General features: G+C 52.0%; 15 protein-coding genes. 2 read left to right on the top strand and 13 right to left on the bottom strand.

The genetic code is table 11. The features are described 5' to 3' along the window. Positions 1–74: 74 nt before the first annotated feature. From AC3WJN_RS24070 to AC3WJN_RS24010, 13 genes are all read right to left on the bottom strand, one after another. Complete coding sequence (locus tag AC3WJN_RS24070; protein ID WP_007787181.1) at positions 75–650, bottom strand: PD-(D/E)XK nuclease family protein; 576 nt, start codon at positions 648–650, stop codon at positions 75–77. Then, positions 595–1,074, bottom strand: a complete 480-nt coding sequence (locus tag AC3WJN_RS24065) for a 3'-5' exonuclease (RefSeq protein WP_007787183.1) — start codon at positions 1,072–1,074, stop codon at positions 595–597. Before AC3WJN_RS24065 ends, AC3WJN_RS24070 begins: the two co-directional genes overlap by 56 nt. Then, positions 1,071–1,325, bottom strand: coding sequence for a hypothetical protein (locus AC3WJN_RS24060; protein ID WP_157179559.1), 255 nt, complete (start codon positions 1,323–1,325; stop codon positions 1,071–1,073). The genes AC3WJN_RS24065 and AC3WJN_RS24060 overlap by 4 nt, the downstream gene beginning before the upstream one ends. A 169-nt stretch (positions 1,326–1,494) precedes the next feature. Continuing rightward, positions 1,495–2,748, bottom strand: coding sequence for an MFS transporter (locus AC3WJN_RS24055; RefSeq protein WP_007787185.1), 1,254 nt, complete (start codon positions 2,746–2,748; stop codon positions 1,495–1,497). Positions 2,749–2,859: 111 nt separating this feature from the next. Then, positions 2,860–3,861: a LacI family DNA-binding transcriptional regulator gene (locus tag AC3WJN_RS24050; RefSeq protein WP_025845630.1), complete on the bottom strand. Its 1,002-nt coding sequence runs from the start codon at positions 3,859–3,861 to the stop codon at positions 2,860–2,862. A gap of 236 nt (positions 3,862–4,097) precedes the next feature. Continuing rightward, the gene (locus AC3WJN_RS24045) at positions 4,098–4,934 is read right to left on the bottom strand and encodes an SDR family oxidoreductase (RefSeq protein ID WP_007787189.1); all 837 of its coding nucleotides are present in this window, start codon (positions 4,932–4,934) and stop codon (positions 4,098–4,100) included. After that, positions 4,931–6,007, bottom strand: coding sequence for a mannonate dehydratase (gene uxuA, locus AC3WJN_RS24040; RefSeq protein ID WP_007787191.1), 1,077 nt, complete (start codon positions 6,005–6,007; stop codon positions 4,931–4,933). The genes AC3WJN_RS24045 and uxuA overlap by 4 nt, the downstream gene beginning before the upstream one ends. 12 nt (positions 6,008–6,019) lie before the next feature. Further along, complete coding sequence (locus AC3WJN_RS24035; protein ID WP_007787193.1) at positions 6,020–6,640, bottom strand: bifunctional 2-keto-4-hydroxyglutarate aldolase/2-keto-3-deoxy-6-phosphogluconate aldolase; 621 nt, start codon at positions 6,638–6,640, stop codon at positions 6,020–6,022. A gap of 11 nt (positions 6,641–6,651) precedes the next feature. Then, entirely contained in the window at positions 6,652–7,671 is a 1,020-nt protein-coding gene (locus AC3WJN_RS24030) for a zinc-binding alcohol dehydrogenase family protein (RefSeq protein ID WP_007787195.1), read from the bottom strand. Between the two features lie 46 nt (positions 7,672–7,717). Next, on the bottom strand, positions 7,718–8,674 hold the full coding sequence (locus tag AC3WJN_RS24025) for a sugar kinase (RefSeq protein ID WP_007787197.1): 957 nt from the start codon (positions 8,672–8,674) through the stop codon (positions 7,718–7,720). 829 nt (positions 8,675–9,503) lie between these two features. Further along, a complete protein-coding gene (locus AC3WJN_RS24020) occupies positions 9,504–10,622 on the bottom strand; it encodes a Zn-dependent alcohol dehydrogenase (protein ID WP_007787199.1) in 1,119 nt (372 codons plus the stop codon). Between the two features lie 70 nt (positions 10,623–10,692). Further along, on the bottom strand, positions 10,693–12,225 hold the full coding sequence (locus AC3WJN_RS24015) for an aldehyde dehydrogenase family protein (RefSeq protein WP_007787201.1): 1,533 nt from the start codon (positions 12,223–12,225) through the stop codon (positions 10,693–10,695). Next, on the bottom strand, positions 12,206–13,651 hold the full coding sequence (locus tag AC3WJN_RS24010) for a lyase family protein (protein ID WP_007787203.1): 1,446 nt from the start codon (positions 13,649–13,651) through the stop codon (positions 12,206–12,208). The genes AC3WJN_RS24015 and AC3WJN_RS24010 overlap by 20 nt, the downstream gene beginning before the upstream one ends. Before the next feature lie 309 nt (positions 13,652–13,960). Here AC3WJN_RS24010 and AC3WJN_RS24005 point away from each other — a divergent pair, with 309 nt between their 5' ends. Both AC3WJN_RS24005 and AC3WJN_RS24000 read left to right on the top strand, forming a co-directional pair. Next, positions 13,961–14,719: an IclR family transcriptional regulator gene (locus AC3WJN_RS24005; protein ID WP_152344150.1), complete on the top strand. Its 759-nt coding sequence runs from the start codon at positions 13,961–13,963 to the stop codon at positions 14,717–14,719. 313 nt (positions 14,720–15,032) lie between these two features. Next, the gene (locus AC3WJN_RS24000) at positions 15,033–16,361 is read left to right on the top strand and encodes an MFS transporter (protein ID WP_007787208.1); all 1,329 of its coding nucleotides are present in this window, start codon (positions 15,033–15,035) and stop codon (positions 16,359–16,361) included. Positions 16,362–16,809 lie beyond the last annotated feature (448 nt).

Below are 16,809 nucleotides of genomic sequence, written 5' to 3'. Positions count from 1 at the left end.
ATAAAAGTGGCATTTCCCACTTTACGTACCATTAAACTTCATTTTTTAAACGAAAACCTAATTTTGCAAAAGGCTCATTTGTGTGTCTTGAAGTCTACAACAGTAGCCTTGCCATCTGCTCTCAGCCATACTTTATCGATAACCCCATTGAGCGACAAAGTGCCCCTTTCCTGGACATCCTCAAATAATCGCACCGCAAATGGCATTTCACTGTAGATTCTTTTCCCTTGGCAGCATTCTTTATGCAGATCACTATTCATGTAGGTAACAATTTCAGCCCCCAACTTTTCCCAGGCAAATACACGAGCCTCTTGACTTGTCAAGCCCACTGAAGCCAACGCCATTTTCAAAAGGTGTTCGCGGACATACTCCAAATCGTGGTCACTTTGCAAATGCTCCAAAACCCGGTGGAGAACATGCCCCCATTCGTATGCCTCCAGACTGTTTTTTCTTTGAACGCGGTACGGGATTTCTTCTCTACTTCTTTTGATTCCCTGTTCATCTGCCAACCGTTCGACCCACTCTGATACACTCCAGATCCGATTAGGAACATTGTTGCTCTCCTTGTCCAATTGCCTAGCCCTGTAGCGGGATTCAGGCTTTTCCATCACACGAATCTTTGGAGTCACCCGTTGGAATTGACTCGGCATTTCCCCTACTCTTACCTTGCAAACGCCAATCCTGTCTCATTACTACCTGTTCACTTACCCCATCTCGCAGTTCAGGTACAAGCAACGGGAGCCAATCAAACCAATTGGAACACTCTTCGATTGAAGACTTTTCGGAAAAGGAAGCAGCAGCTCCCGAAAATACCAGCAATTCCTGTGCACGTGTCATGGCAACATATAGTAATCTCTTTTGTTCGTCAACCATTGCTTTTCGCTCTTCTTCTTGAGCACGGGAGTAACTTAGTGTTGGCAACCAGTCTTTGATCTGCTGATGGTAATATTGGCTGGATAATCCCCACTCCCGACTGAAATGCAGCCTGCCCATCCCTTTTGAATGCGTAATCAGATAATGGTGTAGCTTCTTTAGACTTCGGTTTTTGCATTGGTTTACGCCTCTTTCAGTCATGTTAAGCTCTTTACTGATTTACATGTGAATCCCTCTAATACGGTTTTTTGAATAATGTATCGTTCTTTTTCATTTGAAAGCCGTTTCAGCAGTTCTTCAACAAGAACATTTTTCCCAATATAGTCTGAAATGTTTTGTCGATCACCAAAGCCATACAAAATTGGGCATTCTTTGCTCAACTTTTTTCTTTCACGATAGTTTAAGTTCCATGCTATACGTCGGATTAGTTTCCTGCACTCATCTTTCGTCATCTGATCCTACCTTTCTTATCGAATATTGCAATAGTTACTCAGGCATGAGGTTAAGTTATATAGAGTGACATTCGTAGTTGTATGCCGCAAAAACAAGAACTGGACAAGGCATTCTAAAGAGAGTACTTCCATCATTGTGGACGCGACGCATCCGAAAGCCACACCTCACCTACGCCGACTTAAAAATCGGCCGCACAAACCGAATCACCGCGAGCGACGCGCACACGGCCAGGGCGCCTGCCAGCAAGAACGCCGCTGTGTACGTGCCGGACGTGTCGACAATATAACCAGTCAATGTCGGGCCGATGATCCCGGCTGTGTTTGCCAGGAAGTGCATGAAGCCGCCAACAGAGCCGACGTTGTTGCGGTCGACCACATCGTTAATGATCGCCCAGTAGATCGCCCCTGTCAGATAGAGGAAAAATACAGAGAGGGCAACGAGGGCCACCGCGCCAGCGGTTGTCGTAATGACGCCTGCAAAGCCAATGCAGACAGCCGACATGAACAGGCAAGTTACCAGTACAAGCTTGCGCGAGAACAGCACGCCTTTGTTGACGAATCGCTTCAGGAAGAAATCGGATACAAAACCGCCCAGGGCAAGACCGACAAAGCCCAACACCCACGGGATAACCGTAATAATGCTCATTTCCTGCACGCTCAAGCCGCGGGCATCAATCAAAAAGCTCGGGAACCAGGTCAAGAAGAAGAACAAAATATAGTTATAGGCAAAGAACGCAAAGGCGGTAAACAAAACGGTTTTTTGCTTCAGGTAAAATGTCAGGCGCAGCTTTTCGGGTGCTCCGGCAGGCGCGTTTTCCACAGCCGCCGCGCTTTCCGCGATCGCCTGGGATGATGCTCCTTCTGGTCTTTCCTTGACGTATTTCCACCAGAAAATTGCCCAGATAATGCCGATGATAGCAATCGCGATAAACGAAACTTTCCAGCCGTAAGCAATGGCGATAAATCCGACAATCGGTCCGGAGATGGCGCCGCCCAGCGGTGTGCCGCTATTCGTCAAACCGATGACCGATGCTCGCTGATTTTGAGGGAACCAGTTGTTGACCATTTTGCTGATCGTGGCAGACAGCGGGCCTTCGCCCATCCCGAACAGCACGCGAATGACGATCATGCTCACAAAGCCGACAGCCAGCACAAGCGCTCCGCTAAACAACGACCATACGATCATCGCTACAAAAAGCGTCAGCTTCGCTCCATAGCGGTCGGAGGCGACTCCGCCCAAAAAGTTGAATATCGCGTAGCCGACAGAAAAGCTGCTGAAAATAATCCCCATCTCGGTTGCGGTCAAAGACAGATCCTCTTTGATAAACGGAGCCGCAATAGACAAGGCAGAACGGTCCAAATAGTTGATAACACCTGCTAGGAACAGGAAAAGAATAATCATTCCTTTGCCTTGAGAAAACATGGATACCCCTCCTCAACTGTTAGCGTGCGAGCATGTTCTGTTTGTAAACGATTCCATAAACCGATTTAGTATTCAGCAAGTAAAAAAGCGATTGCTTTTTTACTTGAAAACCTAACAGGAGCTTCGCGGAAGCAAAATAGGTTTCAAGCGGTGCACGCTTGTATCTACACTTCCTGTTTTTTTGATTTGATTTAGCAACAGCTCGGCGGCCAGATTCGCCATTTCGATGGCCGGCTGCTTGACTGTCGTGATCGGCGGCGTGTAAAAGTCGGCGTAGGAAACATCGTCAATCCCGATCACTGCAGCGTCTTCGGGAATTTTCAACCCGTACTTTTTCATATAGCGCAAAACTTCATTCAGCACGATATCGTTTCCGGCCAGAATCGCTTCCGGCGGCTTCGCCAAAGCGAACAGCTCCGATAGCGCTGCGGGAATTTTTTCTACGTCTGCCGTCTTGATGTAGTCTGGATGGACGGGGAGGTCATGGGCCTGCAAGGCATCCTTGTAGCCTTGGATACGCTCAACGCGCGGGCTGATATTGCGAATGATGGAAGTAGTAACAATTGCAATATTCTCATAACCCTTTTCGACAAAATGATCGACAGCCAGTTTGGCCGCAAGATGGTTGTCGAGCATGACTGTCGTAATGCCCAGGTCTTGGATCGTCCGGTCCATGAACACAATCGGAAACTCGTCGCGCTTCATCCGTTTGTACAGCTCAAGATTGCCGCCTGTCGGAAAAATAATGATGCCATCGACCTGCTTTGCCCTCAGCATTTCGATATATTTTTTTTCCTTTTTAGGCTCGTCATCCGCGTTGCAGACAATAATGTGAAAGTCTTGTTGATAAAAATAGTTTTCAATCGCACGGATGATTTGGGTGGAAAACGTATGAAGAATATTGGCCACGACTACCCCTACGGTAAACGTAGACTTCTGCTTCAGACTGCGGGCAATAATATTCGGCTCGTAGTTCAATTCCTTGATCGTTTCCTCAATCTTTTTCCGTGTTTTTTCACTCATGTATTCATATCGCTTGTTCAAGTATTGGGAAACGGTGCTCTTCGATACATTCGCATGTTTCGCAACATCGGCAATGGTAATGTTTTTCAGTTCACTCATTCCTGTCTTGTAAAGTAAATCCGGTCCACGATACGATCATTTCCTCATAGTCTCGTCTTTGTTCGCAGAGATAAAACGGTTTATCCTGCAATCAAGAAATATTCTATCGGATGTGGAACAGATTTACAATTGCCGATTTCCCTTGCGTTTGCGGCTGTAAAGAGAGCACCTTTTCCATCCATGTCCACGATTCGAATGCGACTGTTGCGTCAGGCTGCCACGTTTGTTTACACGCCGGAGTAGGCCATGAATCCGCCGTCGACAGGCACCGTGATCCCGGTGACAAAGCCGGAGTATGATTCATCGGCGAGCCAGAGCAGCGTGCCGAGCAAGTCTTCCGGCTGGCCAAACCGCTTCATCGGCGTAGCGGTAATGATTTTGTTCGATCTGGCTGTGTAGCTGCCGTCTTCGTTCAGCAGCAGGTTGCGGTTTTGCTGCGTCAAAAAGAATCCGGGAGCGATCGCATTCACGCGCAGCCCAGCCTCGGCAAAGTGAACCGCCATCCACATGGTGAAGTTGTTGATCGAAGCCTTGGCCGCGCTGTAAGCGGGCACCTTTGTCATCGGGGAGTAGGCGCTCATCGACGAAACGTTGATGATAACAGGTGCTTCCGCTTGCAGCAACGCTCTCCCGAACACCTGACTTGCCAAAAATGTGCCCGTGAAGTTGCTCGAGAACACTTGCGAGAACCCACTTTCCTCCAAGTCGAAAAACGATTTTCCGTCCGCCTCTTCCTCGTATGTCTCGGCAGCGGTGATCGCATCAGGGTGGTTGCCGCCCGCGCCATTGATAAGCATGTCTACGCGGCCGTATGCTGCCAAAATCTGCTCTCTGGCTGCGACGAGAGAAGCTTTGTCCAGGACATCCGCTGCGATCGCTATGGCGGTTCCGCCTGCTTGGCTGATGCTGTCGACTACCTGCTGTCCTTTTTCAGCCGTCCTGTTCAAAATCGCCAGCTTCATCCCGTGGCGCGCCAATTCCTCTGCCATTCTCGAACACAATACGCCGCTGCCGCCTGTGATGACGGCGACTCTTCCGTTTAAGTTTTCGTGAATCGGAATCATTGCTTGCTCCCCGCCTTGCTTGCTTCATGGGCATCCCACAAGCCGAGCAAGTACATGATCCCCAGAGCACGGTCGTACAGTCCGTAGCCAGGGCGGCAAACCTCTCCCCAAATATGGCGCCCGTGGTCAGGTCTCACATAGCCGGTGTAGTTTTGCTTGCTCAACTGCTCCACCACACCCTGTACGTTGATAGAGCCGTCTTGGGTGTAATGGGAAGTTTCCACGAAGTCTCCGTTTTCATAAATTTTCACATTGCGGATATGGGAAAAAGGAGCGAGATACGCGTACTTTTTCGCGATTTCCACCATATCGTTTTCCGGGTTGGCCCCCATCGAGCCTGTGCACATCGTAATGCCATTCGCCGGGGAAGCCGAAATAGCAATGAGCTTCTCGTAGCTTTCAGGTCCCGTGATGATGCGCGGCAAGCCGAAGATCGACCATGGCGGATCGTCCGGATGGATCGCCATTTTTATTCCGCTTTCTTCCGCGACAGGCAAGATTTCTTTCAGGAAAATTCCCAGGTTCTCCCAGAGCTTTTCTTCATCTACATGTTTGTAGGCTTCGAACAGCTCGGAAATGCGCGCCAGCTTTTCCGGTTCCCAGCCCGGCAGCGTCAAGTCGGAAGCGGCTGCCACTGTGTTGATAAGCTCCTGCGGGTCGAGGTTATCCACCTTTGCTTTTTCGTAAAACAAAGCCGTGGAGCCGTCTTCCAGCGGGTGGAACATTTCGGTGCGGGTCCAGTCAAAAATCGGCATGAAGTTGTAGCAGATGACTTTGACTCCGGCTGCGCCGAGGTTGCGGATCGTCTCTTTGTAATTTTCGATATATTTCATCCGGTCTTCGTTGCCCAGCTTGATCGACTCGTGGACGTTAACGCTTTCAACGACATCGGCGTGGAAGCCAAAGGATTGGATGTAGTCGATTTCCGCTTGGATTTCTGCTTTTTCCCATACTTCTCCGACAGGCTTTTGGTGCAATGCCCAGACAATCCCTTTTACTCCCGGGATTTGTTTGACCTGGTCAAGCGTTACCGTGTCATTGCCTCTCCCATACCATCTGAACGTGATATTCATGGCGCACCCCCGTTATTCTGCACTCTTTTGCATATATTGTTTGCTCAATTCCACGACGGCTTCATAGCCCCCGCTCTGGAACGCTTTGTTCAAGTCGCTGCCGATTCCGGCCGCAACCGCCCCTGCCTTCAGCCATTCCTGCACATTGTCCAGATTGATCCCGCCAGTCGGCATGATGCGCGCGTTCGGCAGCGGACCGTTGACCGATTTGATGAAGGAAGGCGCAAAATGGTTGGCCGGGAACAGCTTCAACACATCGCATCCGGCCTCAAGAGCCAGCGCCATTTCGCGAATCGTCATGCAGCCCGGCATATACGGAACTCCGTAGCGATTGCACAGCTCGGCAACGCTTTCAATAAAATGGGAGCTGACGACGAATTTGGCGCCTGCCAATATGGCGTGCCGTGCCGTTTCCGAATCCATGACGGAACCGGCACCCAGGAGAGCGTCTGTATGCTGCAGCTCCCGGAACACATCAGCAATAGCCGGAGTCGTATAGGTCAGTTCGATGGCGCGAATCCCGCCTTCTATCGCCGCTTTTGAGAGCTGAACCGCTTCCTCGCCAGTCTGTCCGCGAATCACCGCGACGACCTTCGTCTTCATGATTTGCTGAATCACCGCGTATTTATCCATTCGCTTCCTCCTTACTCAAATACGATGATCGCTTTTCGCACTTGTTCTGGATGACTTTCTACGAAATCAAACGCCTGCTGGACCTCATCGAGCGAAAACGTGTGCGTGACCAGCCCGTTATGCCGGAGCTTTCCTTCGTTCAGCAGTTTGACTACTTTGCCGAACTGGTTGGTCTGAAGTCTGGAGCCTTTGATCGTCACTTCTTTTTTCGTGATCGGCAACTGCGGAATCGCGGAAGGACGCTCGTCAAAGCCAAGCACGACAATCCGCCCAGCCACCGAAACAACGTCGAAGGACAGCTCAAACGTCATCGGCAAGCAAACCGCATCAATCACGACATTCGCGCCTTCGCCATTCGTCCACTCCTGCACGCGTTGGCGCACGTCTTCCTGTCCGGCGTTCACCGTGACGTCTGCGCCGTTTTCCTTGGCAAAAGCCAGGCGCTGCTCGCTCAAATCGGTCATCATCACCGTTGCTCCCTGGAGCTTCGCCATCTTCAGAATGCAAATCCCGATCGGCCCCGCTCCTTGAATCAGGACAGTGTCTCCCTCCTCGACTTCCCCTCTCCACACGGCTTGCGCACCGATTGTGTAAGGCTCCGCCAAAACGGCTTCTTCCCACGGCAGCGCAGCGTCCACCACATGGAGCTGCTTTTCAGGAAGCACGAACCATTCCCGCATCCCGCCATCTTCGTGGACGCCAAACACGGAGAGCTTTTCGCACACATTCGGACGACCTTTGCGGCAAGCGTAGCACGCTCCGCAATAGCGGATCGGTTCCACCACCACATGATCGCCTGCCTGGACACTGGTCACCTTCTCGCCAACGGCTACGACTTCTCCGGCTACTTCATGCCCGACCACCCGCGGCAAAGTCGCAAGCGGATTTGTCCCGTGGTAAATGTGCATATCCGAGCCGCATATCCCGACTCGCTTTACTTTTACCAGCACATCGGTCGGGTTGGAAATCTGGGGCTTCTCTACATGCTGGATGACAAGCTCATGTGCTTTTCGTACTTGAACCGCTTTCATTTTTCCACCTGCTTTTTGAAAGAATGGATAGCGCCCATGTCGCTGCTTATCTGGCAATCACGGTTTCGTTTTGCAAAAAGGACCACACTTCCTCGGCGTAAGGCAACCCTTCGTTATCTCCCGACACGGTCGTCACAATCGCGCCTACCGCATTGGCAAATTCCAGTCTGCGGTCCAGCGGCAAGCCGTGCAAGTAACCGTAAATGTAGCCGGCATCGAAGCCGTCCCCTGCGCCAACCGTGTCTACGGGCACGACCGGGAAAGCTTTTTTCACATGCCAGACGCCATTGTGGTACACCTTGGACCCGTTAGCCCCGTCCTTGATAACCAACTGCTCGATCTGGAAGCGCTTCGCAAATTCTACAAGCGCAGCCTCCGAAGCATCTCCGAGTATCAGCTCGATTTCATCTCGCCCCGTCAGCAAAATATCGACAAACGGGAACAGCTCAGCATACACAGCTCTCGCTTCCTCAATCGTCCACAGCTTCAGGCGGATATTCGGGTCAAACGACACCGGGATGCTCTTTTGCCGCGCGATCTCGATCACTCGCTTGACAATCTCTACGTTTTTCGGGTCAATCGCCAGAAACACGCCCGTGATGTGGATGAGATGGATTCCCTCGAACATCTTTTTTGTAATATCACCTGGCTGCAACGTCAGGATCGGGGAGTGATAGCGGTAATAAAACGTTTTTCCGGAGCCGTCCTCCCGGATTTCCTTGAAGTTCACCGACGTCGGATAGCCTTCGACAAAAGCGACATCCTCCACGTCGATCCCTTCCCCGCGGGCAAAATTGTAGATGAACCGCCCGAACTCATCCTGTCCCAAACGGCTCAACCACTTCGACCGCAACCCGAGCCGCGAGCAACCGATCGCAAAGTTGAACTCCGCTCCTCCAGCCTTCCTTTCAAACGTAGGGACAAATCGCAAGGGTCCCGTTACTGACGGATTTAACGTAACCATGGCGTCCCCTAATGTAAAAACGCCATATTTTGACGACATTACAGATCCTCCTTCTTTAAGCCATGCACCAATGCGTTGTGAGGATTGATTGCCTGCTTGTTTGGGTGTTTGTTTGGTTGCTTTATTCGCTTGTTGGCAAGCTTTGGTTCCTTGCGTTTGATAAATCGGTTTAGTTAGTGAGTAAAAAATATATAAACCGATTTAGTTGACTTTTTTAAAATTATAATTTAAAGACTTTGCTAAATCAACAGAAAATTCTTTGGGTTTTTGGGGAGGGGGATTAATGGCTGGTTGACTGGTCGGTAGGGGCATGTGTTGGGGGATGCTTTTTGGGAAAAGTCGTCGAGGCGCTGCTGTAAGCGAGGCAGCCATGGTGGGAGGGGGCATCATGCATTACTTTTGGAACGTCAAGCATAATGGGGGTAGGTGATTAGTGAAAAGCAGCATTCGCTTTTTATGCTGAGATGGATTGGCGGGAAAAGAGAAATCTGTTGGGGGCAAAACGTCTGACCTTCGCCCCTCCCACCCCCGCACGCTCACATTGCCAAGTTGGATCGACTACACTTGGTGAGCCAAAAATCCGGCAAAAATAAAGAAGCACTTCACTCCACCAAAACAAATACGCCCATCCGAAATAATTTGACAACACCCAAAATCATCTCCGCTACTTTTATCTGATATTTTCCGTCACACGATCCCCCAGATGGAAAAAGCGATCCGTACGGACGATAACAGATAACACCGTTGCAGGAGCCACTTTCTTTCCCGCTGTCCCCCACTCTATGCCCATCCTGTCAACAACCCCTTCCACAAAAAACCTCCTGCTCCACCCAAGCGCGAATGCAAGCAGGAGGAACGCTCCCTCTGTCTAGTTTTCAGAAAACTCGATAACCGTTCTGCCAACGTTGATGCAGCATGCATCGTGGAACGAGTCAAAAGCTTTGTTGATCTCGTCCAGCCCGATGCGGTCCAGCACCAGATCGTCCAGATTGAACTTTCCGTCCAGGTACAGCCTGGCGATCGCCGGAAAGTCGCGGAATGGCTGGGTGTTGCCGTAAAAGCTGCCTTTCAGCACTTTGCCGACGCGGTGGAAGCCGCCGGCTGGGAGCGTAATTTCTTTAGCGGGATGGAACGCGCCAATGACGACGACGGTGCCGCCTTTGCGCGTACCTTTCCAGGCGCTCTGGGTCGCATGCGTGTTTCCTGTGCAATCGATGGCAAAGTGAACGCCGAATCCGTCCGTCAGCTCTTTCAGCCGCTCCTCCGCATTTTCTTCTCCTACGAGAATCGTATGCGTCGCGCCAAATTTTTTCGCGATCTCCAAGTTGGCTGGCTTCATGTCGCAAGCAATGATTTTGGAAGCGCCGACGATGCGCGCGCCCTGGATCGCGTTGACTCCGACGCCGCCGATACCGAATACTGCTACCGTGCTGCCTGGGGTCACACCCGCGGCGTGAACGGCTGCGCCGTATCCGGTCGCGACGCCGCAGCCGATCAGCGAAGCTTGCGCGAGCGGCATTTCGTCCGGCAGCTTGACGCAGGACATTTCCGGGACAACGGTATATTCAGCAAAGGTAGACAAGAGCGAATTGTGGTAAATCTTTTCGCCTTCCTTGCTCAGACGGCTCGTGCCATCCAGCAAGGTTCCCTCAAACATCGGACCGAATGCCGCCTCGCACAAATGTACATCGCCCGTCACGCAAAATTCGCAGGTGCCGCAGTACGGAACCCAGCTCAGCGCTACTTTATCGCCCGGCTTTACTTTTGTGACGTTCGGCCCTACGGCTTCGACGATCCCGGCACCCTCGTGCCCCAAAATGGTTGGAAATGGCGTGCTCGCATCCTCCAGCGCGTTCAGGTCGCTGTGGCAGACGCCTGTTGCTGCTATTTTGACCAAGACTTCATTTGCTTTTGGTGCGTCCAGTGTGACTTCTTGGATGGCAAGCGGTTGGCCGACGCCTGTCATCACGGCTGCTCTCATTTTCATGTCTGACTCCCTCTTTCGCGGACTGAACTCGTAGTGGAATAGCTTTGGTAACGCAAGGAAAAGCGCAAACTCAGTAGGCAAACCAGATCGCTTTTGCCTTTGTATAGGATGACAAGGAGTGAATCGCGAACTCTTTGCCCCAACCGCTTTGCTTCCAGCCGCCGAACGGGCTTGCGAAGTCATAGCAGCCGTAGCGATTGACGAATACTTGGCCTGCCTGCAGCTTGTTTGCCACGCGATGCGCGCGCGACATATCGCCTGTCCACAAACCTGCCGCCAGGCCGTAGACGGTGTCGTTCGCCATTTCCACCACTTCTTCCTCGGTGTCAAACGGAATCACGCAAAGCACCGGACCGAAGATTTCTTCTTGCGCGATCTTCATTTTGTTGTGCACGTCGGCAAAAATGGTCGGGCGGATGAAGTAGCCGTTGGCATTGTCTCCGGTCAGGTCGCGCTCGCCGCCTGCCGCTACGCGCGCGCCTTGTTCCTTTCCGCTCGCGATGTAGCCCAGGATGCGCTCCATTTGCTTTCTGGACACTTGTGCGCCCTGGTCTGTCTCCGGGTCAAAAGGATCTCCCAGCTTGTAGCTGTCAGCCATCGCCGCAAGCCGCTCGACTACTTGCTCGTAAATGTCGCGCTGCACGAACAGCCGGGTCGGCGCTGAACATTTTTCCGCCTTATGCGTGAACAGCCCGTAAAAAGAACGTTCGATCGCGGCCTCCAAATTCGGTGCGTCGCTGAACAAAATATTCGGGGATTTGCCGCCCAGCTCCAGCGAGACGGGCTTGAGATTGGAATCGGCGGAATCCCGGACAAGCTGTCTGCCCACAGCCGTGCTTCCTGTAAAAGTCACCTTGTCCACATTCATATGGCGGCTCAACTGCGAACCGACACTGCCTGCGCCAAGCACGAGGTTAATGACGCCCGGCGGTAAAATGTCTGCTTCATGAATCAGCTCAAACAAGCGGATGGCAGAAAAAGACGTTTCCTCCGAAGGCTTCAGGATGATCGTATTGCCCATGGCAAGGGCAGGAGCAAGCTTCCACGCGGCCATATCAATCGGGAAGTTGAACGGCACAATTTGCGCGCATACGCCAATCGGGTCCCGGGTAGTTACGCTCAGGAAGTTGCCTTCGACCGGATTGTTTTCCCCGTAGTATTTGTCTGTCCAGCCTGCGTAGTATTCGAACACATCCGAAGCTTCCTGCACGTCGTCCTTGTAGGACTCGGTGTACAGCTTGCCGTTGTCCAGCGTTTCCAACGTGGCCAGCTCCGCCTGATGCTCGACCAGAAGGGCGCTGATCTTGCGCAAAATTTTTGCCCGCTCCTTGCGCGTTGTCTTGCGCCATGCCCCGTTCTCATCGTCAAAAGCCGCACGTGCCGCTGCGACTGCGCGATCGACGTCCTCTGGAGCCGCTACCTGGAACGAACCGTTGATGAGACCGTTTGCAGGATTCGTCGACGTAATGATTTCATCCCCTGTGCTGTCTGCCCATTGGCCGTTGATATACAGCTTTTTCGTCTGTTGCAGCCATTCTTTTGCCCACGCCAGCTTCGGCTGGTCGATTCCTTCAAATTGCTTTTTAGCATTTGTCTCGTTCACTGTGATGACCTCCGTTTCGCGAAAAGCTTTTGACCCCTTCCCTGCCTTGTTCCTTGAGCAGCCGGGAAACGAAGCTGTACCCGTGCTTCTCTTTCAACTCGACCACGAGCGGAATGAAGCTGTTGGCAAGCTCTGCGCATCTTGCTTCGTTGGCTTCAATGCCCGCCAGACATTTCTCATGGAAAAGGGCGAGGGACTGCTTCAGCATCTGCAACGCATCCAAAATATTGGCTCCCGCTGCTCCCTCAAATACGTTCAAATCCAGTTCGCCATGCGCAAGCGTCGCCTGGACAACCCGGTCACACCCCAAAACCTGAAAGCAGCTTTGGATGAGAGTCTCGGGTACGACCGGATTAATTTTTCCGGGGAAAAAGGAAGACCCCGCCTGCACGCCTGGCAGCGTAATTTCTGCAAAGCCAGCCTCCGGACCGGATGACAGTAGGCGCAAATCTTTGGAAATTTTCAACAAACACGTCGCCAACAAGGACAGTTGCGCGGAGACTTGCGCCAGATCGTCCATGTTTTGCGCCGCGTCGAACAAGTTTTCCCGATGATGCAGCTTTTGTCCGGACACCTCGCAAAGCTCGGAGAGAACCGCATCGCGATAAGCTTTTGGCGCTCCCACTCCCGAGCCGATGACCGTACCGCCCAAATTGACGGCATTCAACTGCTGTACAGCATGCGTCAATGCGGCATGGCGCCTCCCAATGACTGCCCCATACCCGCTGAACGTCTCGCCCAACTGGACCCGCATGCCATCTTGCAAGCATGTTCGGGCAATGGTCGTCACGCTCATCAGGTTCGTCGTCAGCCTTTCCCACGTCTTTTGCATGCGGGCCAGCAGTTCGTTGAGGCCCTCGTACTCCTGGACAATCGCCATGCGCATCGCCGTATGGCAAACGTCTGACGTGGACTGGGAAGCGTTCACATGATCGACCGGATGAACCGGAGAATACGTCCCGTGCGCCATCCCCGCATGCCCGTTTGCCAGATTGGCAATCACCTCGTTGACGTTCATGTTTGTTCCAATCCCGCCGCCGCCATGCAACATATCGACCGGAAAATGCTCCAAATGCGCTCCGGCGATCAGCTCGTCGCAAGCTTTTTCAATTGCCGCACAAATATCGGCAGCAAGTACCCCCGCTCGTTCATTCGCCCGTGCCGCAGCCTTCTTCACCTGCGCCAGCGCAGCGATATAGGTGGGATACTGCCCCAGGCGCTTGCCCGAAAACGAGAGATTTTGCAACGCTCTCACGGTTTGAATCCCGTAAAGCGCCTCCTGTGGAATCTCCACCGTGCCAAACGAATCCTGTTCTTTTCTCGTTGCTACCCATCCGTCGCAGGAAATGTAAACCGCCTCCCAAAAGGGGGAAGTCAGGCTGCCCCCTACTGTACATGGCAACTGCCCATCTTCCGCAAATAACAAAGCATCCTCGTCGCTCCAGCCCTACACTGGCTCGTGCCTTTTCCGAAAGAAAAAGACCAAGGGCCGTTATTTGCAGACACGACAGTTTAATCACAATACGAACATTTCGTTCACTATATGAACTTAACGCGATTATAATTCGTCGATTTCCCGATGTCAAACAAACAATTTTTCTCGGCGAAGCCGTCTGTTTGGCTTTCCTCCATGCAGGCTTGCGGGCAGGAAGCTGCACAAACGGATAGCTTTCAAGCAAAAATCTACGCTATAATGATCTACATTGGAAAAAAATAATGGAGTGTAAACGTGCACATGAAACAGGAAAACTCATCTGTTCAAGCAGTCGATCGTGCTCTGCAGCTCCTCCAACTCGTAGGCGAGAGCAAAGACCCCATTTCCATCGTAGATTTGGCCGAAATGTCCGGAATGAATCGGACAACGGTATGGCGACTGATCGGAACGCTTGAAAATCACGGCTATATTGAACGCGACCCGCTGACAAAAGGGTACTTGCTCGGCTACGCCGCCCATCGCCTTGCTGCCCAAGCCCCGCAGTACGGCTCGCTCATTCGCCGCGCCCGAAAAAGCATGGAGCAATTGCGCGAACAGACGCAGGAAACGGTGCTGCTCAGCGTTCCGAAGCACTATGGCACGCTGACCATCGACCAGATCGACCCGGCGAACAGCGTGCGGGTTGCTCACTATGTGAACGTCTTTTTGCCTTTGCACTGCACCTCCAATGGCAAGGTGCTTCTCAGTACCTTTTCAGCAGAAGAGCTCAATTACTACCTGGAGCAGCCCCTGGAACGAATCACTCCGAATACGATTACAGATCCTGAGCGATTGCGCCAAGAAATCGAGAAGGTCAAAAAGCTCGGTTACGCTATCGTCCTCGGCGAGCTGGATGTAAACGAAAACGGAATTTCCGCCCCTATTTTTGACAAGCGAAATGCGCTCGTTGCCTTCATCAGCGTCTGCGGGCCGAACTTCCGGTTTACCGAGGAAAAAGTATTGGCCTGTACAGAGCAGTTGTTCGCGGCAGCTCGCGACATCGCCGATCACCTGCAATGAGTGCAGCAAAAAGGGAGCCGCTCCCACGGGACAGACCCGAAGCCTGGTGCGTTAGTTATGATGCGCCAGGCTTTTTTATTTTGCGGCGATTGGGCTATTCTAAGAAAAATCAGCCCGCCGAAGGCCCTGCATGAACATTTTGAAAAATGATTGACAATTCTCGACACTCAATCATATAATCACTTTAGTTTCACATTGCGAATAAATAGTTCACATTATGAACAGTCCTTCTTTTTCAACTTGGATACACCTCGCCCAATCCCTACTTCGGCGAACCGCAAGCTTTTCAGTCTTTCAACAAGGGGGAGTTCATGTGAACAGCAGTCAAACGATCAAAATGGATGACGCTCCGCTGAGCAAATTCCACATCAAGATGGCAGCGCTTACTTTCGGCGCCCACTTCACTGACGGTTATGTGTTAGGTATTATTGGAATCGCTTTCACGCTCATCAAACCGCAAATGAATCTGGACCCGCTGTGGACGGGCCTGATCGGCAGCTCTGCCTTGATCGGTCTTTTTCTCGGCAGTCTGATTCTCGGGTATATTTCTGACTTTATCGGCAGGCAAAAAATCTTCGTCCTGAGCTTTATCCTGATTACCCTGGCCTCCTTCCTGCAATTTTTCGCTGAAACTCCCGCACAGCTCTTTCTCTTGCGCATCCTGATCGGAATTGGAATGGGTGGGGACTACAGTGTCGGCCACACCATGCTGGCCGAGTTTTCGCCCAAAAAGCATCGCGGTGTTTTGCTCGGCTCCTTCAGCGTCATCTGGACAGTCGGTTACGTCGCCTCTACCGTGATCGGCATGAACCTGCTCAGTCTGGGACCTGACGCCTGGCGCTGGATGCTGGCTTCCTCTGCCCTTCCTGCTGTCATTATTTTGCTCCTGCGAATCGGTACGCCCGAATCTCCGCGCTGGCTGATTAACAAAGGCCGAATCGATGAGGCGCGGCAAATCGTCAAAAAGTATCTCGGCCCCAACATTGTTTTAGATGACGAGACACCCGTTCCGAAAACGCAAGGCAGCTTCGCCCGCCTGTTCAGCAAAGGCATGCGCAAGCGTACAGCTTTTAACTGCCTGTTCTTCGTTTGCCTGGTTATCCCTTACTTCGCTATCTACACGTTTCTGCCCGCGATTTTGGAAACGATGGGCCTGAGCGAAAACTTCGGTACCGATTTGCTGCTGAACGCCTTGCTCGTCGTCGGTGCCATCCTGGGCATCTGGTTCACCATCAAGTTTTCCCGCCGCGGCTTTTTGATTAGTTCGTTTATCGTTTTGGCCGTGACGCTGTTCCTGTTGACTGTGCTGCCTGAGAGTATGACCTTCCTGATGATTCTCGTTTTTGCCGTCTTTACGTTAATCATGTCTGCCGTCAGCAACCTCGTCGGCGTCTTCCCGGCAGAGAGCTTCCCGACAGAAGTCCGCTCAAGCGGCGTAGGGCTGGCGACTTCTTTCAGCCGCTTCGGCTCGGCCATCGGCACTTTCCTTTTGCCCATCGGCATCGACAGCTACGGGATTCACCCGACGATGCTCGCCCTGACAGCCGTTTTGGTGCTTGGCACACTGGTGTCCATCGCCTGGGCGCCTGAAACGAAAAACTTGTCGCTGAGCGAGGCGAGCGATATACAGAAATCTGCTTGATTCGGTCAGTAACGAAAAGAAAAGAGCCGCATCTTCTGCATTTCGCAGGTGATGCGGCTTGTTGTTGTTTGGGGTTGCTGTGCTGGGCAGAGGGTTTGGGGGTGGGGCGATTGTTTCTTGTGGGATGTCGATGGCTTCTTCTTCGGGTTCGCGCTACTTGGGATTTGGGTGAAATGGGGGTGCGAGTAATGAGGGGGCAGGTGGTGTGTTTTACATGCAGGCTTTTGTGCAGGTTATGGAGCATTCGGCTTTTGCTGCAATTTTGGGAAAAATTTTGTTGAGCCTTCCCATACGTTGAGGCATGGGTGCATGAATCGGCTTGAACCACTGTCAATAGATTGGACACATAAAATCGAGAGAATTACACCACACATCGGTACATATGTTCGTATTGATTGGGCGTGAAGTACCCAATGGATGAATGGATGCGTTTTCCATTATAAAAGCA

The sequence above is a fragment of the Brevibacillus sp. FW306-2-1A-C05A genome (assembly GCF_058781555.1).
The sequence above is the reverse complement of the archived record's forward strand: the minus strand, read 5'-3'. Positions and strand labels throughout refer to the sequence as shown.